The 21,204-nt window shown below is 64.4% G+C and carries 21 protein-coding genes; 13 read left to right on the top strand and 8 right to left on the bottom strand.

Annotation, left to right across the window (positions count from 1 at the left end; genetic code table 11):
- Positions 1–146 precede the first annotated feature (146 nt).
- Positions 147–3,479, top strand: coding sequence for a carbamoyl-phosphate synthase large subunit (gene carB / locus FDT80_RS07645; protein WP_138661583.1), 3,333 nt, complete (start codon positions 147–149; stop codon positions 3,477–3,479).
- Positions 3,480–3,567: 88 nt separating this feature from the next.
- On the opposite strand, the gene FDT80_RS19085 is transcribed toward carB, so the two are convergent.
- Both FDT80_RS19085 and merF read right to left on the bottom strand, forming a co-directional pair.
- Positions 3,568–3,792, bottom strand: coding sequence for a GDCCVxC domain-containing (seleno)protein (locus tag FDT80_RS19085; protein WP_138661584.1), 225 nt, complete (start codon positions 3,790–3,792; stop codon positions 3,568–3,570).
- Complete coding sequence (gene merF, locus FDT80_RS07655) at positions 3,768–3,977, bottom strand: mercury resistance system transport protein MerF (RefSeq protein WP_138661585.1); 210 nt, start codon at positions 3,975–3,977, stop codon at positions 3,768–3,770. The genes FDT80_RS19085 and merF overlap by 25 nt, the downstream gene beginning before the upstream one ends.
- Before the next feature lie 184 nt (positions 3,978–4,161).
- Between merF and FDT80_RS07660 the strand changes: the two genes are divergently transcribed.
- The 3 genes from FDT80_RS07660 to FDT80_RS07670 all read left to right on the top strand — a co-directional run bounded on the left by FDT80_RS07660 (position 4,162) and on the right by FDT80_RS07670 (position 7,008).
- Positions 4,162–4,575, top strand: a complete 414-nt coding sequence (locus tag FDT80_RS07660; RefSeq protein ID WP_138661586.1) for a MerR family transcriptional regulator — start codon at positions 4,162–4,164, stop codon at positions 4,573–4,575.
- Positions 4,576–5,214: 639 nt separating this feature from the next.
- A complete protein-coding gene (locus tag FDT80_RS07665) occupies positions 5,215–6,345 on the top strand; it encodes a beta-ketoacyl-ACP synthase III (protein ID WP_138661587.1) in 1,131 nt (376 codons plus the stop codon).
- A gap of 84 nt (positions 6,346–6,429) precedes the next feature.
- Entirely contained in the window at positions 6,430–7,008 is a 579-nt protein-coding gene (locus FDT80_RS07670; protein WP_138661588.1) for a thymidine kinase, read from the top strand.
- On the opposite strand, the gene FDT80_RS07675 is transcribed toward FDT80_RS07670, so the two are convergent.
- Genes FDT80_RS07675 through FDT80_RS07690 form a run of 4 tightly spaced genes read right to left on the bottom strand, consistent with a single transcriptional unit; the run spans position 7,009 to position 9,642 of the window.
- Positions 7,009–7,947 (bottom strand): 2-hydroxyacid dehydrogenase, encoded by a 939-nt coding sequence (locus FDT80_RS07675; protein WP_246039893.1) that lies wholly within the window; start codon positions 7,945–7,947, stop codon positions 7,009–7,011.
- A gap of 11 nt (positions 7,948–7,958) precedes the next feature.
- The gene (locus FDT80_RS07680) at positions 7,959–8,297 is read right to left on the bottom strand and encodes a tRNA-binding protein (RefSeq protein WP_138661590.1); all 339 of its coding nucleotides are present in this window, start codon (positions 8,295–8,297) and stop codon (positions 7,959–7,961) included.
- Positions 8,290–9,105 (bottom strand): pyrroline-5-carboxylate reductase, encoded by an 816-nt coding sequence (proC, locus tag FDT80_RS07685; RefSeq protein ID WP_138661591.1) that lies wholly within the window; start codon positions 9,103–9,105, stop codon positions 8,290–8,292. Before proC ends, FDT80_RS07680 begins: the two co-directional genes overlap by 8 nt.
- A gap of 36 nt (positions 9,106–9,141) precedes the next feature.
- Positions 9,142–9,642, bottom strand: coding sequence for a type III secretion system chaperone family protein (locus FDT80_RS07690; protein WP_138661592.1), 501 nt, complete (start codon positions 9,640–9,642; stop codon positions 9,142–9,144).
- A gap of 459 nt (positions 9,643–10,101) precedes the next feature.
- Here FDT80_RS07690 and FDT80_RS07695 point away from each other — a divergent pair, with 459 nt between their 5' ends.
- Genes FDT80_RS07695 through FDT80_RS07720 form a run of 6 tightly spaced genes read left to right on the top strand, consistent with a single transcriptional unit; the run spans position 10,102 to position 16,131 of the window.
- Complete coding sequence (locus FDT80_RS07695) at positions 10,102–12,981, top strand: monovalent cation/H+ antiporter subunit A (RefSeq protein WP_138661593.1); 2,880 nt, start codon at positions 10,102–10,104, stop codon at positions 12,979–12,981.
- Position 12,982: 1 nt separating this feature from the next.
- Positions 12,983–13,360, top strand: coding sequence for a Na+/H+ antiporter subunit C (locus tag FDT80_RS07700; protein ID WP_138661594.1), 378 nt, complete (start codon positions 12,983–12,985; stop codon positions 13,358–13,360).
- A complete protein-coding gene (locus FDT80_RS07705; protein WP_138661595.1) occupies positions 13,357–15,006 on the top strand; it encodes a monovalent cation/H+ antiporter subunit D in 1,650 nt (549 codons plus the stop codon). The genes FDT80_RS07700 and FDT80_RS07705 overlap by 4 nt, the downstream gene beginning before the upstream one ends.
- 1 nt (position 15,007) lies before the next feature.
- Positions 15,008–15,511, top strand: a complete 504-nt coding sequence (locus FDT80_RS07710; RefSeq protein WP_138661596.1) for a Na+/H+ antiporter subunit E — start codon at positions 15,008–15,010, stop codon at positions 15,509–15,511.
- A complete protein-coding gene (locus tag FDT80_RS07715; protein ID WP_138661597.1) occupies positions 15,508–15,777 on the top strand; it encodes a K+/H+ antiporter subunit F in 270 nt (89 codons plus the stop codon). Before FDT80_RS07710 ends, FDT80_RS07715 begins: the two co-directional genes overlap by 4 nt.
- 9 nt (positions 15,778–15,786) lie before the next feature.
- Entirely contained in the window at positions 15,787–16,131 is a 345-nt protein-coding gene (locus FDT80_RS07720) for a Na+/H+ antiporter subunit G (protein ID WP_138661598.1), read from the top strand.
- A 25-nt stretch (positions 16,132–16,156) separates the two neighbouring features.
- Here FDT80_RS07720 and FDT80_RS07725 read toward each other — a convergent pair whose 3' ends face one another.
- Positions 16,157–16,843, bottom strand: a complete 687-nt coding sequence (locus FDT80_RS07725) for a D-lyxose/D-mannose family sugar isomerase (RefSeq protein WP_138661599.1) — start codon at positions 16,841–16,843, stop codon at positions 16,157–16,159.
- A gap of 50 nt (positions 16,844–16,893) precedes the next feature.
- Positions 16,894–18,093: an ROK family transcriptional regulator gene (locus FDT80_RS07730; RefSeq protein WP_138661600.1), complete on the bottom strand. Its 1,200-nt coding sequence runs from the start codon at positions 18,091–18,093 to the stop codon at positions 16,894–16,896.
- A gap of 155 nt (positions 18,094–18,248) precedes the next feature.
- Between FDT80_RS07730 and FDT80_RS07735 the strand changes: the two genes are divergently transcribed.
- From FDT80_RS07735 to FDT80_RS07745, 3 genes are all read left to right on the top strand, one after another.
- Entirely contained in the window at positions 18,249–19,268 is a 1,020-nt protein-coding gene (locus tag FDT80_RS07735) for a sugar ABC transporter substrate-binding protein (RefSeq protein WP_138661601.1), read from the top strand.
- A 100-nt stretch (positions 19,269–19,368) separates the two neighbouring features.
- Complete coding sequence (locus tag FDT80_RS07740) at positions 19,369–20,430, top strand: ABC transporter permease (RefSeq protein WP_138661602.1); 1,062 nt, start codon at positions 19,369–19,371, stop codon at positions 20,428–20,430.
- Entirely contained in the window at positions 20,430–21,203 is a 774-nt protein-coding gene (locus tag FDT80_RS07745) for an ATP-binding cassette domain-containing protein (RefSeq protein WP_138661603.1), read from the top strand. Before FDT80_RS07740 ends, FDT80_RS07745 begins: the two co-directional genes overlap by 1 nt.
- The last annotated feature ends 1 nt before the right edge of the window (position 21,204 follow it).

The following is a 21,204-nucleotide window of genomic DNA, read 5'->3' on the forward strand; positions in this document are numbered from 1 at the left end:
ACGGCGGGCAGTTTGGACAAAACCGCATCTTCCGCCCCTTCACCGGGCGCAAACCGCGAAGGGGCTCTTGCGCCCCGCCCCCCTATACCATTAAACGCAGGACAATTTGGGCGCAGGGGGCGTCCGGTTGCCATGAGGGTCCGAACATGCCGAAAAGAACCGACATCAAATCAATCATGATCATCGGTGCGGGTCCTATCGTCATCGGACAGGCCTGCGAATTCGACTACTCCGGCGCGCAGGCCTGCAAGGCCCTCAAGGAGGAGGGCTACCGCGTCATCCTGGTAAATTCCAACCCCGCGACGATCATGACCGATCCGGGCCTGGCCGACGCCACCTACATCGAACCCATCACCCCTGAAATGGTCGCCAAGATCATCGAAAAGGAACGCCCCGACGCGCTGTTGCCGACGATGGGCGGGCAGACCGGGCTCAACACCTCGCTCGCACTCGAGGAAATGGGCGTGCTGGACAAGTTCAACGTCGAAATGATCGGCGCCAAGCGCGCCGCCATCGAGATGGCAGAGGATCGCAAACTGTTCCGCGAGGCGATGGACCGCTTGGGCATCGAAAACCCCAAGGCGACCATCTGCACCGCTCCCAAGGACGCCAAGGGCAAGAAAGACCTTGCCGCCGGTGTCGCCATAGCGCTCGAGGCGCTGGAGGAGGTCGGCCTGCCGGCCATCATACGCCCCGCGTTCACCATGGGCGGATCGGGCGGCGGCGTGGCCTACAACCGCGACGATTACGAATTCTTCTGCCGCTCCGGCATGGACGCGTCGCCGGTGGGCCAGATCCTGATCGACGAATCGCTGCTGGGCTGGAAGGAATTCGAGATGGAGGTGGTGCGCGACACCGCCGACAACGCGATCATCGTCTGTTCGATCGAAAACGTCGATCCGATGGGTGTGCACACCGGCGACAGCATCACGGTGGCGCCCGCGCTGACGCTGACGGACAAGGAATACCAGATCATGCGCAACGGCTCCATCGCCGTGCTGCGCGAGATCGGGGTCGAAACCGGCGGATCGAACGTGCAATGGGCCATCAACCCCGCCGATGGCCGCATGGTGGTGATCGAAATGAACCCGCGCGTCAGCCGGTCGTCCGCGCTGGCCTCAAAGGCGACGGGGTTTCCCATCGCCAAGATCGCGGCGAAACTGGCCGTCGGCTACACGCTTGACGAGCTGGACAACGACATCACCAAGGTGACCCCCGCCAGTTTCGAACCGACGATCGACTATGTCGTGACCAAGATCCCGAAATTCGCCTTCGAAAAGTTCCCCGGATCGGAGCCGAACCTGACCACCGCGATGAAATCGGTGGGCGAGGCGATGGCCATCGGCCGGACCATCCACGAAAGCCTGCAAAAGGCGCTTGCCTCGATGGAAAGCGGGCTGACCGGCTTTGACGAGATCGCGATCCCCGGCGCACCCGACCGCGCCGCCGTGATCAAGGCGATCAGCCGCCAGACCCCCGACCGCATGCGCACCATCGCACAGGCCATGCGCCACGGCCTGTCGGATGACGACATCCACGGTGTCACCATGTTCGACCCTTGGTTCCTGGCCCGCATCCGCGAAATCGTCGAGACCGAAGACACCGTGCGCGCGCATGGCCTGCCCCAGGATCAGGCCGGGCTGCGCCGGCTCAAGATGATGGGCTTTACCGACGCACGGCTGGCCCATCTGACCGGCCAGCACGAACGCGACGTCCGGCGGGCGCGCATCGCCCAGGGCGTCACCGCCGTGTTCAAGCGGATCGACACCTGCGCCGCCGAATTCGAGGCGCAGACGCCCTACATGTACTCCACCTACGAATCGCCCGTCCTGGGCGACGTCGAATGCGAGGCACGGCCCTCGGACCGCAAGAAGGTGGTGATCCTCGGCGGCGGCCCCAACCGCATCGGCCAGGGCATCGAATTCGACTACTGCTGCTGCCACGCCTGCTATGCGCTGACCGACGCGGGCTACGAGACGATCATGGTCAACTGCAACCCCGAAACCGTCTCGACCGACTACGACACCTCCGACCGCCTCTACTTCGAGCCGCTGACCTTCGAGCACGTGATGGAAATCCTGCGGGTGGAGCAGGACAACGGCACCCTGCACGGCGTGATCGTGCAGTTCGGCGGCCAGACCCCTCTCAAGATCGCGCAGGCGCTGCACGACGAAGGCATCCCGATCCTTGGCACCACGCCCGACGCCATCGACCTGGCCGAGGACCGCGAGCGGTTCCAGCGCCTGGTGCAGGACCTTGGCCTGAAGCAGCCGCACAACGGCATCGCCCATTCCGACGCCGAAGCCTTCGAGATCGCCAAGGGCATCGGTTTCCCGCTGGTCATCCGTCCGTCCTACGTGCTGGGGGGCCGCGCGATGGAAATCGTCCGCGATCAGCCCGGGCTCGAACGCTACATCTCGGACGCCGTGGTCGTGTCGGGCGACAGCCCGGTGCTGCTCGACAGTTACCTGTCGGGTGCGGTCGAACTGGACGTGGACGCGCTCTGCGACGGCAAGGACGTGCATGTCGCGGGCATCATGCAGCACATCGAGGAAGCCGGCGTGCACTCCGGCGACAGTGCCTGTTCGCTGCCGCCCTACTCCCTGCCCAAGTCCATCATCGACGAGGTCAACGTCCAGACCCGCAAGCTGGCGCTGGCGCTCAATGTCGTCGGCCTGATGAACATTCAGTTCGCCGTGAAAGACGGCGAGATCTACCTGATCGAGGTCAACCCCCGCGCCTCGCGCACGGTGCCCTTCGTGGCCAAGGCGACCGACAGCGCCATCGCGTCGATCGCCGCGCGGATCATGGCGGGCGAGCCGTTGTCGAATTTCCCGCTGCGCCCGCCCTATGACGCCGATGCCGCCTATGACGACGTGCTGCCGCTGGGCGACCCGATGACGCTGGCCGATCCGAACATGCCGTGGTTTTCGGTGAAAGAGGCGGTGCTGCCCTTCGCCCGCTTTCCGGGTGTCGATACGCTGCTCGGTCCCGAAATGCGCTCCACCGGCGAGGTCATGGGCTGGGACCGCGATTTCCCGCGCGCCTTTCTCAAGGCCCAGATGGGCGCGGGCATGGTGCTGCCCACCTCGGGCTGCGCCTTTGTGTCAATCAAGGACATGGACAAGACCGACGACATGCTGACGGCCACACGCATCCTCATCGATCAGGGCTTTACCCTTGTCGCCACGCGCGGCACGGCCGCATGGCTGACGGATCACGGCGTCGACAGCACCGTCGTCAACAAGGTCTACGAAGGCCGCCCCGACATCGTCGACATGATGAAGGACGAAGCCGTGCACCTGGTGATGAACACCACGGAAGGCGCGCAGGCGGTCGAAGACAGCAAGTCCATCCGCTCGGTCGCGCTGTTTGACAAGATCCCGTACTTCACCACCGCCGCCGGGGCCTATGCCGCCGCACTGGCGATCCGCGCGCAGGCCGATGGCGACGTGGGCGTAAAGGCGCTGCAGGGCTAGGCCCGATGTGACCCCGCGCGATCCAGCCGCCGCGCCGGTCCGCCCTGCGCGCGGACCGGCGCGGCGTCCGCGCGGCACCGCCACTCCGTCATGCGCAGCAGGACTTGCCTTGCTGGATCGGTGGGCAGGGCACCGTCGCGTAAGAGCAATAGACGCAACAGTCGCCTTCGAGCGGCTTCAACACCCGGTGGCATGACTTGCACTCATAAAACCATTGGCAGGCATCGGTCGGCATGGTTTCAGTTTCGACGTGTCCGCATGACGGACAGGTCAGGGTGGACTGCAATGTCACCTCTGGGTCTTTTGCCGCCATAGCGCGTACCCCGTCAGCATGAGAAAACCAGCCAGAACCGGCAGCAGAACAGCATCGGTGTAGATGATGCCGATCAGACCGGTCAGGCCAAGCGCCGTCAGCACGATCGGCAACAGCGGCGTGAAACAACACAGGGCCGCCAGCAGCGAACCGCCGAGCCCAAGCGCCAATAGTCTATTCTTCATCTTGTCGATCTCCGTAGATCCCACGCCAAGGGCCGTGGCCGGCCGGCGCCAATCGATGACACAGGCAAACCGCGACAGGCCTCGCAGGCCGCGCCGCGAAACCGGGTTCGAAAGGCCTGTCTCGCGTTGCGTTCCTATCCATCTTGCCTATCTAATTCCTGTAGCCACTACAGGAGCAAGCCAAATGTTCGCCATCGGACAGGCGTCGCGGCAAAGCGGGGTCAACATCGAAACCATCCGCTATTATGAACGCGAGGGCATCGTTCCCGCGCCGGGACGGTCTGCCGCAGGCCGACGGCTCTATTCCACGGAAGAGATCGCAATGCTGCGGTTCGTAAGGCGCTGCCGGGATTTGGGATTCCCGATTTCAGTCATAAAGACCTTCTTGTCGCTGTCCGGCCAAGACGACCGGCGGTGCGCAGAGGTCAAAATTCTGGCGGACGATCACCTGTCCCAGATCAGCGCCAAGATCGAAACCCTGACCCGCTTGCAAGACGCGCTGGCCAACCTGTCGCGGAACTGCGACGCGGGAACGGCAGCCTGCCCCATGCTCGAGGCGCTGATGCAGGATGGCTTTGGCGCGGATGAGGCTGGGTGACCGGGGCTAGGGATGCGACGCCCAGTGCCACGGAAGAGTTGCGCGAACAGGCCATGGCGGACCCTGGCACGCCCCGCGCCGGCGGGCCATATCCGTGTCGCGCGCGCCCGAAAATCAGGGCCGCGCAAGCGACTGCAATCGGACCCGCACATCGGACACATGCGTCACGCAGGCACGCCAGGCCGGGCGCGGCCCTCGCGGTTACGGCGCGGCGGCGCGTCCGTGCCGCACCATGGCCATCCGCATGTCCTCCCCCCCCCACCCGAGCGTCTCTTCGCTCAATGGTCGCCGCGCCATTGCACCCCCGCTCCGATCCCCTACGGTGAACTCATCCGCCCCTTTCGAAAGACCTGCCCATGCGCGCTCTGCTCCTTCTCGCCCTTATCACCCTCGCCGCCTGCGACGTGCCCTTCGTGCCGCTGATCTGACGGTCGCAGGGGCCGACAAATCCGCCCCCGGCGGGGCGCGGCGCAATTCCTGTGCATATTCGGCCGTAAACTGTACGGATGCGGGCCCGGTCGGGTTTTCGGCACCGCGAAATCCGTACACATACCGCCCCGAAACCGTACGGATCCGCCGCTTGCGCCCCCCGTGCCGCCCCTGTAGCCTTTCCAAAACTGTCCCAGCAAAGGCCGGCTCGTGACCCATATTCCCGCCATCACCGGAACCGGTGTCTTCACCCCCTCGCAGACCATCACCAACGCCGAGTTGGTCGAGGCGTTCAACGCCTACGCGGATCTCTTCAATGCCGAACACGCGGATGAAATCGCCGCCGGAACGCTGGTGGCCAAACCCTATTCGTCAGAAGAATTCATCGTCAAGGCCAGCGGCATCGAGCAACGCTATGTCATTGACAAGACGGGTATTCTTGACCCCCGCGTGATGCACCCCCTGCTGCGGCAACGCAGCGACGACGAACCCTCGCTGATGGCGGAAATGGCGCTGGATGCCGCGCAAAAGGCGCTGGCGCAGGCGGGCAAGACGGCGGCGGATGTCGATGCCGTGATCTGCGCCGCATCGAACCTCGAACGCGCCTATCCGGCCGTCGCGATCGAGATCCAGCAACTGCTTGGCATCAAGGGGTTTGCCTTCGACATGAACGTCGCCTGTTCGTCCGCCACTTTCGGAATCCAGGCCGCCGCCGACATGGTCCGCTCCGGCTCAATCCGCGCCGCTCTGGTTGTGAACCCCGAAATCTGCTCTGCCCACCTGGAATGGCGCGACCGCGACTGTCACTTCATCTTTGGCGATGTGGCCACAGCCACCCTGATCGAACGCGCCGAAGACGCCAACGGCCCGTATTTCGAAATTAAATCAACCCGTTGCGCCACAGATTTTTCCAACAACATCCGGAACAACAACGGCTTTCTGCGCCGCTCGCGGCCCGATGGCGTGGCCGACCGGCGCGACATGCAGTTCATGCAGAACGGTCGCAAGGTATTCAAGGAAGTGCTGCCCATGGTGGCCGATCACATCGGTGGACACATGGCAGACGAAGGCGTCGAGGCGGCGGATCTGAAACGGCTATGGCTGCATCAGGCCAACAAGTCGATGAACGATTTTATCGGCCGCAAGGTACTGGGCCGGGTGCCTGAGGCGGGCGAGCAGCCCAATATCCTGCAGGATTACGCCAACACGTCCTCCGCCGGGTCGATCATTGCGTTTTCCAAGTATTCCAATGACCTGAGCGATGGCGACACCGGGCTGATCTGTTCCTTTGGCGCAGGCTATTCGGTCGGATCAGTGCTGGTGCAGCGTCACGCGCGATGACCAGTGGCCCCCGCCCGGCCCCCCTCTGCACTTTCCGCCTGCCCGACGCTTGAAGGGCACCCCCCCGCATCGTAACACCGCGCCATGGCCAAGCTTTACTTTCATTACTCCACCATGAACGCGGGCAAGTCGACCGTGCTGCTGCAAGCCGCGCACAACTACCGCGAACGCGGCATGGTGCCCTATCTGATGACCGCGCAGTTCGATCACCGCGCGGGCGACGGGCGCATCGCGTCGCGTATCGGCATCGGCGTCACCGCCGACACCTTCTCAACCGGCGAGGATCTTTTTGCCAAGATCGACGCGCGCAAGGCACAGGGCCCGGTCGCCTGCATCTTCATCGACGAGGCGCAGTTCCTGTCGGAGGATCAGGTCTGGCAACTGGCGCGCGCGGTCGATGACCTGAAGGTGCCGATCATGTGCTACGGCTTGCGGGTGGATTTCCGCGGAAAGCTGTTTCCCGGCTCTGCCACCTTGCTGGCGCTGGCCGATGAAATGCGCGAGGTCCGCACGATCTGCCACTGTGGAAAGAAGGCGACCATGGTGGTGCGGCAGGACGCCGATGGCCGCGCGATGCGTGACGGCGCGCAGGTTCAGATCGGCGGCAACGAGACATATGTCTCGCTCTGCCGCCGCCATTGGCGCAAGGCCATGCAAGGCTGATCACACCGGGTTCGGCGGCGCCTTGCCTTCGAAAAACGCGGTCAGGTTCTCCACTGCCATCAGCCCCATGGATGTCCGCACCTCAAGCGCCGCGGTGCCCAGATGCGGCAACAGGACGACATTGTCGAGCGCGCGCAGGGCCTGTGGCACATGCGGTTCGTGTTCGTACACGTCCAGCCCCGCACCGCCGATGGTCTTCTGTTCGAGCGCGCGGATCAGCGCCGTCTCGTCCACCACGTCGCCGCGCGAGATGTTGATCAGGTGGGCGTGATCCTGCATCGCGTCCAGCACGTCGGCGTCGATCAGGTGATGCGTTTCCGCCCCGCCCGGCACCGCGATGACCAGCACGTCGACGACCTGCGCCAGTGCCTTGAGGCTTTGCACCGGCGTCGCCTCGTACTTCAGCGATTTGGGCGAACGGCTGTGATAGCAGACCTGCATGTCAAAGCCGAAGTGACAGCGCCGCGCGATGGCCTGCCCGATGCGGCCCATGCCGACGATGCCCACGATCTTGCCCGTCAGGTGCAGGCCCAGCATCTGCGTCGGGTGCCAGCCCGGCCAGTTGCCGGCGCGCACCATCCGCTCGCCTTCGCCGGCGCGGCGCGTGCTCATCAGCATCAGCGTCATGGCGATATCGGCGGTGGCATCGGTCACGGCGCCGGGCGTGTTGGTGACCATAACGCCGACCGCCTGCGCCGCGTCCACGTCGATGTGGTTGTACCCCACCCCGAAATTGGCCAGGATCCGGCACCGCGGGTCCGGCACGTCGTCAAAGACTTCGCGTGAAAACGCATCGCCCAAGGTCGGCAGCACCCCGTCGAAATCGCGCAGCGCCGCGCGCAGTTCCGCGTCGCTCAGCGGGTCGGTGCCGGGGCGCACCGTCACGTCGAAGGCCCCCCGCGCCGCGTCTTGCACCGCATCCGGCAAGGGCCGTGTCATCAGGATCTTTTTCAATGCATCCGCCCCCCTGTCGGCACGTCGCGGTCCGGGCTGACCAGCACGATCGCGCCATTTTCATCCGGCACGCCCAGCACCAGAACCTCGGACCGCACCGGGCCGATCTGGCGCGGCGGAAAGTTCACCACCGCCATGACCCGTTTGCCGATCAGGCTTTCGGGTGTGTAATGCACCGTGACCTGCGCCGAGGTCTTGCGTTCTCCGATCTCGGGGCCAAAGTCGATCCACATCTTGATCGCGGGCTTGCGCGCCTCGGGAAAGGGCTCCGCACGGGTCACGACGCCCGTGCGGATATCGACATTCAGGAAGTCGTCGAAGGAGATGTCATCCATCCGACAACTCGCGCGAGCGGGCCGCGGCGGCCCCCACCGTGCGGCGGATCAGCGGCGGCAGGCCGTCGTCCTCGTTCATCAGCACGTCAAGACCCGCCTGCGTGGTGCCATTGGGGCTGGTCACATTGATGCGCAGTTGCGTCGGCGTCTCGTCCGACTGATCGACCAGCGCCCCTGCCCCGGCGACCGTGGCGGTGGCCAGTTGCAGCGCCAGTTCGGGCGCAAGCCCCTCGGCCTCGCCCGCGGCGGCCATCGCCTCGATCATGTGAAACACATAGGCCGGGCCGGATCCGCTGACGCCGGTCACGGCGTCGATCTGGCTTTCGTCCTCCAGGCGCACGACCTGCCCCACGGCCCTGAGCAGGTCTTCGGCCTCGTCCAACGCCTTGGCGCCCGCCGCGTCATTGCCGACGATGGCGGTAATGCCCCGGCTGATCGCCGCGGGTGTGTTCGGCATCGCGCGCACGATGGGCGTCTTTGCGCCCAGCACCCGTTCGAAATATGCAATCGGCGTTCCGGCGGCGACGCTCACGAAAACCGTCTCGCCTTCGCCCATCGCCTGCAACGTCGGCAGCGCATCGGCCATCATCTGCGGCTTGACCGCCACCAGAACGACCGCGGGCGCGGGGGGCAGATCCTCGTTGAGGTGAACGCCGGTGCCTTTCAGCCAGTCGGAGGGATACGGGTCTGTCACCCAGACCGATGATGCGGGCAGCCCACGGTCCAGCCACCCGGCCAACATCGCCGATCCCATCTTGCCACAGCCCAACAACACAAGGCCATCTGCCGCGATACGGCTCTTTTCCATGATATATCTCCCGAATTTTTAGGTTCGGGGGCGTTGTTACGCGCGTCCGTAGGCCTCTGCAATGGCGACCTGCAACGCATCCTTTGGCGTCCGATCCCCCCAGGCCAGCAATTGCAGCGCCGGGTAGTATCGCTCCGCGCTCATCACGGCGGCGCCGATCATGGTGTCGATCTGATCGGGACCGGCCACTTCGCCGCCCGCCAGAACCAGCCCGTAGCGATAGACCATCAGCTTCTGCTCGGCCCAGTAGGTGAACGACCCCGCCCAGCATTGGTCGTTAATATGATTGAGCAATTCAAAGATGCCGCCAATCTTGTCCTCTGGCGGCTCCATCTCGAACGTACAGATCAGGCGCAGCGTCTCGTCGTAGGCCGACCAGGCCAGCGTCAGCGAATAGGTGCGCCACTGACCCTCGACCGCCATGGCGATCTGTTCGTCGGAAATGCGGTCGAAATCCCATTCGTGGTGAGCCGCCAGATTTTCCACGATGTCGATGGGGTGAATGTCGTCTTCAAGATACTGCTCGGACAGTGCCATGGTGCCACCTCTTTTTACCGCTCTAGCGATGGGAGCATGGGTTACCCCCAACCCTAGGTGCCTGTGCCACAGGCCGGGGCGATCCCCCGTGCCTATACCAGATATGGTGCTGTGTGGGCGGCTGTCTGGCAACCCCTATTCTTGGGGATAACCTCAATAAGTTGTGGATGAATGTGAAATCGCCCCAAAATAGCGCAATTGGCAACCGGCCATCCCGCCGCAACAGGTCACGGCCCTGCGGCACGGCACTCCATACCGCGCCTAGCGGAGATTGCGCGCGGGGGAAAGCGCCAAGCGCCCCGGCCGGGGGCACGCGCGACGCCGCGAGGTAAAAACCGTGACATCGGGTCTGGCGAACCGCGAAAAGACACGGTTATAACGGCACAAATTACAATAAAGTCAGCTGCAAAGGTAAAACGGGGGCTGGTCCAACGCATCGGTCTCCGTAATAGTCGCGCCATGTCATTGTTTATCATCGTCGCCCTCCCGTTCCTCGGTGCCCTGCTGCCCGGCCTCATGATCCAGGCCGGCAGACGGGCGTGTTTCATGGCAACCTTTCTGGTCACGGCGCTTGCCTCGATCGGTCTGGCCACCCACGCCCCTGCCGTTCTGCGCGGCGAGGTGGTGACGGCGCGGTTGAACTGGCTGCCCGATCTGGGCCTGAACGTGAACCTGTTCCTCGATCCCCTGGGCCTGATGTTCGCGGCGCTGATCCTCGGCATCGGGCTGCTGATCATCGCCTACGCGCGGTATTACCTGTCGCGCGACGACAACATGGGCGAATTCTACAGCTACCTGTTGCTGTTCCAGGGGGCGATGGTGGGTATCGTCCTGAGCGACAACATCCTGATGTTGCTGATCTTCTGGGAGCTGACGTCGCTGTCTTCCTTCCTGCTGATCGGGTTCTGGAAACACCTGCCCGAAGGCCGCCAGGGCGCGCGGATGGCGCTGGCCGTGACCGGCATGGGCGGTCTTGCGATGATCGGCGGCATGCTGCTGCTGGGGCAGATCGTGGGCAGCTATGACCTCACGGTGATCCTGTCGCAGCGCGACCTGATCCAGCAGTCGCCGCTGTACATGCCCGCGCTGATCCTGATCTTGCTGGGCTGTTTCACCAAATCGGCACAGTTCCCGTTCCATTTCTGGCTGCCGCACGCGATGGCGGCCCCCACGCCCGTCTCGGCCTATCTGCACAGCGCCACGATGGTGAAGGCCGGCCTTTTCCTGCTGGCGCGCATGTGGCCGGTTCTGTCGGGCACCGACGCCTGGGTGCTGATCGTGTGCACCGCCGGGCTGGTGACGATGGTGCTGGGCGCGGTGATCGCGTTTTTCAAGGACGACCTCAAGGCGCTGCTGGCCTTCTCCACGGTGTCGCACCTGGGGTTGATCACGTTCCTTCTGGGCACAGGCACGCCGTTCGGCGCGATGGCGGCGGTGTTCCACATTCTCAACCACGCCAGTTTCAAGGCCGCACTTTTCATGTCGGCGGGCATCGTCGATCATGCCGTGCATACCCGCGACCTCAAGCGGCTGGGCGGGCTGCGCCACGCGATGCCGATCACCTTTGCCATTGCCACGCTGGCCGCGTTGTCGATGGCGGGTATTCCGCTGCTCAACGGGTTCCTGTCCAAGGAAATGATGCTGGAGGAGGCGTATCACACGACGCTCTACGGATCGCCGCTGCTGGTGGCCGCCGTCGCTACGCTGGGGGCGCTGTTCTCTGCCGCCTATTCCTTTCGCTATATCAGCCACGCCTTTCTGGGCGCGGAGCGGCACGACTATCCGGCGCATCCGCATGATCCGAAATGGGGTCTGTGGCTGCCGCCCGCGCTTTTGATCGTGCCGGTCGTCGTCATCGGTCTGGCCCCGTTTCTGGCCGAACCCTTTGTCCGGGCGGTGACGAAAGCCGTGATCGGCGGCACCGCCGAGATGCCGGGCGGCTATCTGAAAATCTGGCACGGTCTGACCCCCGCGCTGGGGATGTCGGCCATCGCGGTGCTGGGCGGCGCGGTGGTTCTGGCGGCCTATCGTCCGCTGGCGCGCGGCTGGGCGGCGGCCCCCCGCCCCGAGGCAAAGGCGATCTTTGACGCCCTGATCGCCGGATGCGTCGCCCTTGCCCGCGGCTTTTCCCAACGGCTGCACGACGGGGCGTTCACCCGCTATGCGGCGATCATGGTGCTGACCGTCGTGGCCATCGGCGCGCATGCCTGGCTGACCGGCAGCAGCGCCGGCCCCACGCGCGCGATGATGCCCGTGACCCCCATTGCGCTGGCCGCCTGGACGATGCTGATCGCGGCCGCCTGTTTCCTCGTGACCGTGCACCACAACCGGCTCGCCGTGCTGATCCTGATGGGCATCATCGGGCTCATGGTCTCGGTCGGGTTCAACTTCTTCTCGGCCCCCGATCTTGCACTGACCCAGATCTCGGTCGAGGTGGTGACAATCATTTTGCTGCTGCTGGCGCTGAACTTTCTGCCCAACCGCAGCCCGGTGGAATCCACCCTTGCCCGGCGGATGCGCGACGGCACGATCGCCATCGCCGGCGGCGTGGCCGCGGCCGCGTTGATCTATACCATTTTGATGTCCGATTTTCCGCAGGCGCCGATTTCCGAATACCACCTCGCCAATTCCTACAAGGGCGGCGGCGGCGACAACGTGGTCAACGTGATCCTTGTCGATTTCCGGGGCTTCGACACCTTCGGCGAAATCATCGTCCTGGGGATCGCGGCGCTGGTGATCTACGCCCTGACCGAAACGCTCCTGTCGGGTCCGGTGCGCGCGCGCCTGCTCAACCGCGGCTACGAGGAAGAGCGTGCCGGCGATGCACACCCGCTGATGATGGTCGTCCTGACCCGCGTGATGATGCCGATCGTTCTGATGGTCGGCGTCTACATCTTCCTGCGTGGCCACAACGAACCGGGCGGCGGCTTTGTCTCGGGGCTTGTGGTGGCGATTGCCGTTCTCATGCAATACATGGCCAGCGGATTTGCCTGGGCCGCGAACCGCCAGCGCTTTCCGTATCACGGGATCATCGGATCGGGCGTTCTGGTGGCCGGGCTGACGGGCATCGGCGCTTGGTTCGCGGGGGCACCGTTCCTGTCGTCGGCCTTTGGGTATTTCCGCATCCCCCCGATGGAGGAATTCGAACTGGCGACCGCGATGGGCTTTGATCTGGGCGTGTTCCTCGCGGTGGTGGGCGCGGTCATGCTGTCGCTGGAAAGCTTTTCGCGACTGGGGCGGCGCGCCGGTACGGAGGTCAGCGAACACCCGATGGATATCGACCCCTCGCGCAATCCCGACGGGATGGACGCGGCCACCTACGTCGAAGAGGAGAGCTGAGATGGAACTACTGATTGCCTCGGCCATTGGGGTCCTGACGGCGGCGGGCATCTACATGGTGCTGCGCTTTCGCACCTTTCCGGTCATCATCGGCACCTCGCTGCTGAGCTATGCGGTCAACGTCTTTCTGTTCGCCTCCGGGCGGCTGGCGGTGAACGCACCGCCGGTGCTGCGCGACGGTGTCGAGGTGTATACCGATCCGCTGCCTCAGGCCCTTGTGCTGACCGCTATCGTGATCTCCTTCGGGATGACGGCGGTCGTGGTGATCATTGCCCTCGGGTCATGGCTCAGTTCCGACGACGACCTTGTCGATGTGCCCGCGGTCCCGGCCGCGGCAGGGGGCGCCGATCCCGCGCCCCGGGGCGAGGCCGCACAATGACGCATTGGATCATCCTTCCCGTTCTGATGCCCGCGATGCTGGCGGCGGTGCTGGTGCTGACCGCGCGGCATCACCTGATGTTGCAGCGTATCTTTTCGATGTCCGGCGCGCTGGCGTTGTTTGGCGTGGCGGCGGGCCTCTTCTGGCAGGCCTCCGACGATACGATCACGCTGTATCAACTGGGCAACTGGCCCGCGCCGTTTGGCATCGTGCTGGTGGCGGACCGTCTGTCGACGCTGATGGTGCTGCTGACAGCCACCCTCGCCCCACTTGTGCTGCTTTATGCGATGGGCTCCGGCTGGGATCAGCGCGGACGCCATTTCCATCCGCTGTTCCAGTTTCAGTTGATGGGCATCATGGGCGCGTTTCTCACAGGCGACGCGTTTAACCTTTTCGTCTTTTTCGAAGTCCTGCTGATTGCGTCCTACGGGCTGATGATCCATGCGGGCGGCGCCGAACGCCTGCGGGCGGGCACGCAATATGTGCTCTACAACCTTCTTGGATCGACCCTGTTCCTGTTCGCGCTCGGTGCGCTTTATGCGCAGACCGGTACGCTGAACCTGGCCGATCTTGCCCTGCGGGTGGCCTCGCTCGACCTGGCCGACAGCGCCGGGATCCGCGTAGCTGCCGTGCTGCTTTTGATGGTCTTTGCGATCAAGGCGGCGGTGCTGCCGCTGCATTTCTGGCTGCCCGCCAGCTATTCCGAAGCGCCGGCACCGGTGGCAGCGCTTTTTGCCATCATGACCAAGGTCGGCGCCTACGGGATCATCCGGGTCTACACGCTGGTGTTTCCGCCTGACCTGGCGATCACGCAGGGACTGTTCGATACCTGGCTGATGCCGGCCGCGCTGCTGACGCTGGCGCTGGGGATGATCGGGGTGCTGGGCGCCAGCCGGGTGGACCGGCTGGTGGCGTTTTCGGTCATCGGGTCGATGGGCATGCTGCTGAGCGCGGTGGCGGTGTTCACGCCGGCGGGCATCACGGCGGCCCTGTATTACGCCATCCATTCGACCTTTGCCGCGGCGGCCCTGTTTTTGCTGGTCGACGTGATGCGCGAGCGGCGCGGCGGCATCGGCACGCAGCTGGCCGATGCCGCACCCATGGCCGGTGGCGCGCTGGTAGCGGGCATGTTCTTTCTCGCGGCGATCGCGATGACGGGCCTGCCGCCGCTGTCGGGGTTCCTGGGCAAGCTTCTGATCATGGACGCCGCTTGGGGCACGCCCCTGGTCTGGTGGATCTGGGGTGTCATCCTCAGCGGATCGCTGGTCGCGGTCGTCGGTTTTTCGCGCGCCGGGTCGCAGGTGTTCTGGAAAGCGCACCAAGCCGCCGATCCGCAGCCGGACGAAACCGATGCGGAGGCGGACGACACCGCGCGCGTCGATGTGTCCCTGCCCGCATCGCCCCTGCCGATGATCGCGATCGGCGGGCTGGTGGCGCTGCTGGTCGCGCTGACGGCGGCGGCCGGCCCCGTGAACCGCACCCTGGCCGCCACTGCGGCACAGCTTTTCGCACCGGCCCCCTATATCGACATCGTGATGACCACGCCCGGCAAGGTCATCGGCAAGGGCGGTCACGGCGATGACGCCTATGCCAAGGACGGCCAGGGCGATGACGCCAAGCCCGACACCGGACAGAAGGATCACTGACATGCTGACGCGTCTGAACGCGCTGTTGTTTCCCCACCCGCTGCTGACCGCGCTGCTGGTCATCGTGTGGTGCCTCTTGATCAACGGCCTGAGCCTTGGGACGGTCGTGTTTGGCGTGATCCTCGGGATCCTGATCCCGATCGCGACCTCGGTCTACTGGCCCGATCGGCCACGTGTGCCGCGCCCCTCGCGGTTGCTCGCCTACGCGGTGATCGTGATCTGGGATATCATCTTGGCGAATGTGCAGGTCGCCATGATCGTCCTGTTCAAACCCAACAGCAAGATGTCGCCGAACTGGGTTCCGGTTCCGCTTGACCTGCGCACGCCAGAGGCGATCACGATGCTGGCGGGCACCATCACCCTGACCCCCGGAACGGTCAGTGCCGACCTGTGCGACGACGGCAGCGCGCTGCTGGTCCATGCACTGGACGCGCCCGATCCCGACGCCGTGCGCGACGAGATCAAGCATCGCTACGAGCGACGACTGAAGGAGATTTTCGAATGATCGACATCGCACTCTATTTGGCTCTCGGGGCGGTCGGTCTGTCGCAGATATTGGCGATGGTCCGCCTTGTGATGGGTCCCCACATCGGCGATCGGATCCTGGCGCTGGATACGATGGTGATCAACGCCATCGGGCTGATCGTGCTGCTGGGGATCGCGCTGGGCACGCAGATCTATTTTGAAAGCGCCATGATCATCGCCATGCTCGGCTTCGTTTCGACCGTGGCCCTCGCGCGCTTCGTGCTGCGCGGCGACATCATCGAGTGAGGACGCATCATGCTGGCTGATATCCTGATCTCCGCCTGCCTGCTGATCGGCGGCTTTTTCACGCTGGTGGGCTCTTACGGCCTGATCAAACTGCGCGGTTCGATGTCCCGTCTGCACGCGCCGACCAAATCATCGACGCTTGGCGTCGGGTCGCTGCTGTCGGCGTCGATGATCCATTCGTTCGCCTATGGCGAGGGGTCGTTGCATGAGTTGCTGATCATGGCGTTTCTGTTCGCCACCGCCCCCATCGCGGGCAATTTCATCGCCAAGGTCCACCTGCACCGCCAGCGCGGCAAACCCGATCTGCCACCGCCGCCCGACGACTACGCCTGGAGCACTTACGTCAAGAAGTAGGACCGGGCGACACCGTCAATCGCGGTCACGGCAGGGCATTCGCATAGTCGCTGACCAAAAGATGCAGGGGCGCGGTGTCCTCTTCGATGGCGGGGAATCGGCCGATGGGATCGCGGAACACATTGTCGTGCGCGTCATCGTTCACGGTGCTGACCTCGCCGATCAGCACGTCGCCCCCATCGCCCCAGAAGGCATGCCAGTCGCCGGGGCGCAGGGTCACGCTTTCGCCCGGGTGCAGCGTCAGCCTTTCGCCCGGATCGTAGTCGCGCACGATACCGTCGCACATGACCTGTCCGCCGCGATCCCCGGCAAAGGCTCCGGCATCGTCCGAGCCGTAGAGTTCGACCACCAGCGTCGCGCCGCCCCGGTTTATGATGTCCTCGACCTTGATGACATGCGTATGCATCGGCGACACCTGGTCGCGCCGCGCAATCAGCAGCTTTTCGGCATAGCACATTCCCCGCCCGGCGGTCAGATCCCCCGGCAGGCCGTTGCGCAGGGTGAACAGGACCAATCCCAACGCGTCAAAGCGTCCGGCGCCATAGTCGGTGATATCCCAGCCGCAGCGCGTTTCGATGACATGCTGCGCGCGCGTCGCATTGGCCCTGAACCGGTCCGGCGACCAATAGGCAAAGGGCGGCAGGGCAAATCCGTGTGTCCGGATCATCTCGTCTGCCTCGACGATGATACTGTTGATGCGGGATCGTTTCATGCGCTGTGCGGCCTTCGGTGAACTTGGGGGTGGGGCGTGGGTGGCGCGGCTCAGTCCGGGGGCCCCGGATGCGCCGTCAGGAAATACTGTGCGTAGATCGGGCCGCAGGCCGCCCCGATGGCGCGGGCTTCGCCGCCAATCGCGCCTTCCTCGATCCGGGGCAGGATCAGCCCGCGGCTGTCTTGCTGCGGCAGGCGTGCCCGCACACCCGCGACCAGTCGCGCGCGCACATCGGCGGGACAGGCCCCCGCGATCACGATGGCCTCGAAGTCTATGATCGCACAGGCGGACAGACAGGCCTGCGCCACTTCGTTCGCCGTGGTCTCGATCCAGTCCGACACATGCGGCTCGAATGCGGACCAGTCCTGCGGCTGCGCCCACAACCCGCGCGGATCGTGCCCGGCGCGTTGCAGCGTGGCCTCCAGCACGTGGATGGAGGCCACGTCGATCAACTGGCGGGTGTGCCCGTCACGGTCGCCCACCCGCAGCGATCCAAGCGCCCCGGCATTGCCGCGCGCGCCTTCGTACACCGATTGGTTGATGACGATGCCGCCCCCGATGAAGGTCGAGATAAAGAAATACGCATAGTCGCGAAATTCCTTGCCGCGGCCATGGACGTGCTCTGCCCAGCAGGCGCTGGTGGCGTCGTTGACCATGAAAACGGGGAGGTCGGTGAACCGCGCGACCTCGTCTTCGAACACGATGTCCTTCCAGCGCAGAAATTCCTGCGGCGTATTGCCGTCGGAGGTGCCCCATTTCCAGATCTCGAAGGGCAACGCGATCCCGATTCCGCACAGCTTTTGCGCGGTGACCGGACCGACATGCGATAGCGCGTCCTCAAAGCTGTCCCGCATGAAGGCAAAGATCGCTTCGGGGATGGCGATGTCGTAGGTGATCCGCCGCTCGAACAGGACCTCGCCGCACAGGTTCATCAGGAAAAGCTCGCTGCCGCGCCGACCCAGTTTGAACCCGACCGACAGCGCCCCGCCGGGGTTCAGCGCCATGGGCACCGACGGCTTGCCGATCTTGCCCCTTGTCGGCCTGCCCTTTCTGACCAGATCGTCCTGTTCCAGTTTGCGCAGGATAACCGACACCGTCTGCGCCGACAAATGCGTGCGCCGGGCGATGTCGCTGCCGGACAGGTCGCCGTGGCGTTGCAGCACCGACAGGATCAGGCGTTCGTTGTGGTTGCGCACCCCCTTCTGGTTCACGCCGTTGCTCAGGGCTCTTATGACTGTGGTTTCGTTCATTGCGCTTTCGCTTTTTGCCGTGCTTGCCGAAACACTGGCGGCGCCAAGTTAATAAATCAAGTTTATTTACTAATTGACACAACCGGGGGTGCCCATCGAAACTGGGGCACCGGCGCACGATTCGCTGCGCCGCTTCGATTTCCTGGGAGGATTACATGAAAAGACTTATCGCGGGGACAGCATTGGGCCTGATCGCCATGACGGGCGCCGCATCGGCCGCCGGCCATTCGGTATCGGCCTGCCTGATCACCAAGACCGACACCAACCCCTTTTTCGTCAAGATGCGCGAAGGCGCCGCGGCAAAGGCCGAGGAACTGGGCATCGAGCTCAACTCCTACGCGGGCAAGGTGGACGGCGATCACGAAACCCAGGTGGCGGCCATCGAAACCTGCATTGCCAATGGTGCAAAGGGCATTCTGCTCACGGCTTCCGATACCTCCTCGATCGTGCCCGCCGTCCGGCAGGCGCGCGATGCGGGTATTCTGGTGATTGCGCTCGACACGCCGCTGGATCCGATCGACGCGGCGGACATGACATTCGCCACCGACAATTTCCTGGCCGGCGAATTGATCGGCAAATGGGCCGCGGCCTCGCTGGGCGACGATGCGGCGAACGCCAAGATCGCGATGCTCGATCTGGCCGTCAGCCAGCCGACCGTGGGCGTTCTGCGCGATCAGGGCTTTTTGCAGGGCTTCGGCATCGACATCGGCGATCCCAGCAGATGGGGCGATGAAACCGACCCGCGCATCGTCGGCCATGACGTAACCGCCGGCAACGAGGAAGGCGGTCGCACGGCGATGGAAAACCTGTTGGCCCAGGATCCAGAGATCAACGTCGTCTATACCATCAACGAACCCGCCGCCGCGGGCGCTTACGAAGCGCTGAAATCCATCGGCCGCGAAAACGACGTGCTGGTCGTGTCGGTCGACGGCGGCTGCCCGGGCATCCAGAACATCGCCGACGGCGTCATCGGCGCCACGTCGCAGCAATATCCGCTCTTGATGGCCTCGAAGGGCATCGAGGCGATTGCCGCCTGGGCAGAGGACGGCACCAAGCCCAGCGCGACCGAAGGCAAGGAGTTCTTCGATACCGGCGTTGCCCTGGTGACGGACAAGCCGGTCGATGGCGTGGACAGCATCAGCGTGGCGGAAGGCACCGATCTTTGCTGGGGCTGATCCGAAACGCATTTTTCGTGTAGTGTACAGGTAACGGGGCGGACCGCGGTCCGCCCCGTCGATCCTGCGCTTGCGGGGCGACACAAGGGAGGACATCACCATGTCCGCACAGGACAACTACGAAGCCGCAGCCTCCGGCGCCGCCACCGAGGTCGCTTCTTTCAACGACCTCGATCAGGGCTGGCTGGGGCGCGTTCATCATGCGCTGCACGTCACGCCCGCGCTGGTGCCGCTGATCGTGCTGCTGTCCTCGATCATCATCTTCGGTCTCGTGCTCGGCTCGAAGTTCTTCTCGCCCTTCGCGCTGACGCTGATCCTGCAACAGGTCCAGATCGTCGGCATCGTCGCCGCCGCGCAAAGCCTGGTGATCCTGACCGCCGGCATCGACCTGAGCGTGGGGGCCATCGCCGTGATCTCCTCCGTGGTGATGGGTCAGTTCACCTTTCGCTATGGCCTGCCGGTCGAAGTGGCCGTTGTCTGCGGTTTGCTGTTCGGCACGGCGATCGGCACGCTGAACGGCTGGCTGATCGCGGTGATGAAACTTCCGCCCTTCATCGTGACGCTGGGCATGTGGCAGATCGTACTGGCCGCGAATTTCCTGTACTCGGCGAACGAAACCATTCGCAGCCAGGAGATCGCCGCCGAGGCGCCCCTGCTGCAGCTTCTGGGTTTCAAGTTCAACATCGGCGGCGCTGTCTTCACGCTTGGCGTGGTGTTCATGCTGCTGCTGGTGCTGGTGCTGGCCTACGTGCTCAAGCACACCGCATGGGGCCGTCACGTCTATGCCGTGGGCGACGACCCCGAGGCGGCGGAACTGTCGGGCGTCAATGTCCGGCGCACGTTGATTTCGGTCTACGGGCTTGCCGGGCTGATCTGCGGCTTTGCGGGCTGGGCGCTGATCGGGCGCATCGGATCGGTCTCGCCCACCTCGGGCCAGCTTCTCAATATCGAAAGCATCACCGCGGTGGTGATCGGTGGGATTTCGCTCTTTGGCGGGCGCGGATCGATCCTCGGCACGTTTTTCGGGGCCTTGATCGTCGGGGTCTTCACTCTTGGTCTGCGCCTCATGGGGGCGGATGCGCAGTGGACCTTTCTGCTGATCGGTGTGCTGATCATCGCAGCCGTCGCCGTGGACCAATGGATCAGAAAGGTAGCCGCCTGATGGAACCCATCCTGAAAGCCCGAGGCCTGGTCAAACGCTATGGCCGCGTCACCGCGCTGGATCACTGCGATTTCGACCTGATGCCGGGCGAGGTGCTGGCGGTGATCGGTGACAACGGCGCGGGCAAGAGCTCGCTTATCAAGGCGGTGTCGGGCGCGGTCATCCCCGATGCGGGCACGGTCACGCTTGAAGGGCGCGAGGTACGCTTCGCCTCGCCCATCGACGCGCGCGAGGCGGGCATCGAAACGGTGTACCAGACGCTTGCCATGTCGCCGGCCCTGTCGATTGCCGACAACATGTTCATGGGCCGCGAACTGCGCAAGCCGGGGTTCCGTGGCAAGATCCTGCGCCAGCTCGACCGCAAGAGGATGGAAGACCTGGCCCGCGAGAAGCTCAACGACCTGGGGCTGATGACGATCCAGAACATCAACCAGGCGGTCGAAACCCTGTCGGGCGGACAACGGCAGGGCGTCGCGGTGGCGCGGGCGGCTGCCTTCGGCTCCAAGGTCATCATCCTCGACGAACCCACAGCCGCGCTTGGCGTCAAGGAAAGCCGCCGCGTGCTCGAGCTTATCCAGGACGTGAAAAGCCGCGGCATCCCGATCATCCTGATCAGCCACAACATGCCGCATGTCTTTGAGGTGGCCGACCGCATCCACGTGCACCGTCTGGGCAAACGGCTCTGCGTCATCGACCCCGGGGAATACACGATGTCCGATGCCGTCGCCTTCATGACCGGCGCAAAGGAACCCGACACGGCCGCGGCGGCGTAGG

The organism is Sulfitobacter sabulilitoris, from assembly GCF_005887615.1.
Classification (GTDB): Bacteria; Pseudomonadota; Alphaproteobacteria; order Rhodobacterales; family Rhodobacteraceae; genus Sulfitobacter_E; species Sulfitobacter_E sabulilitoris.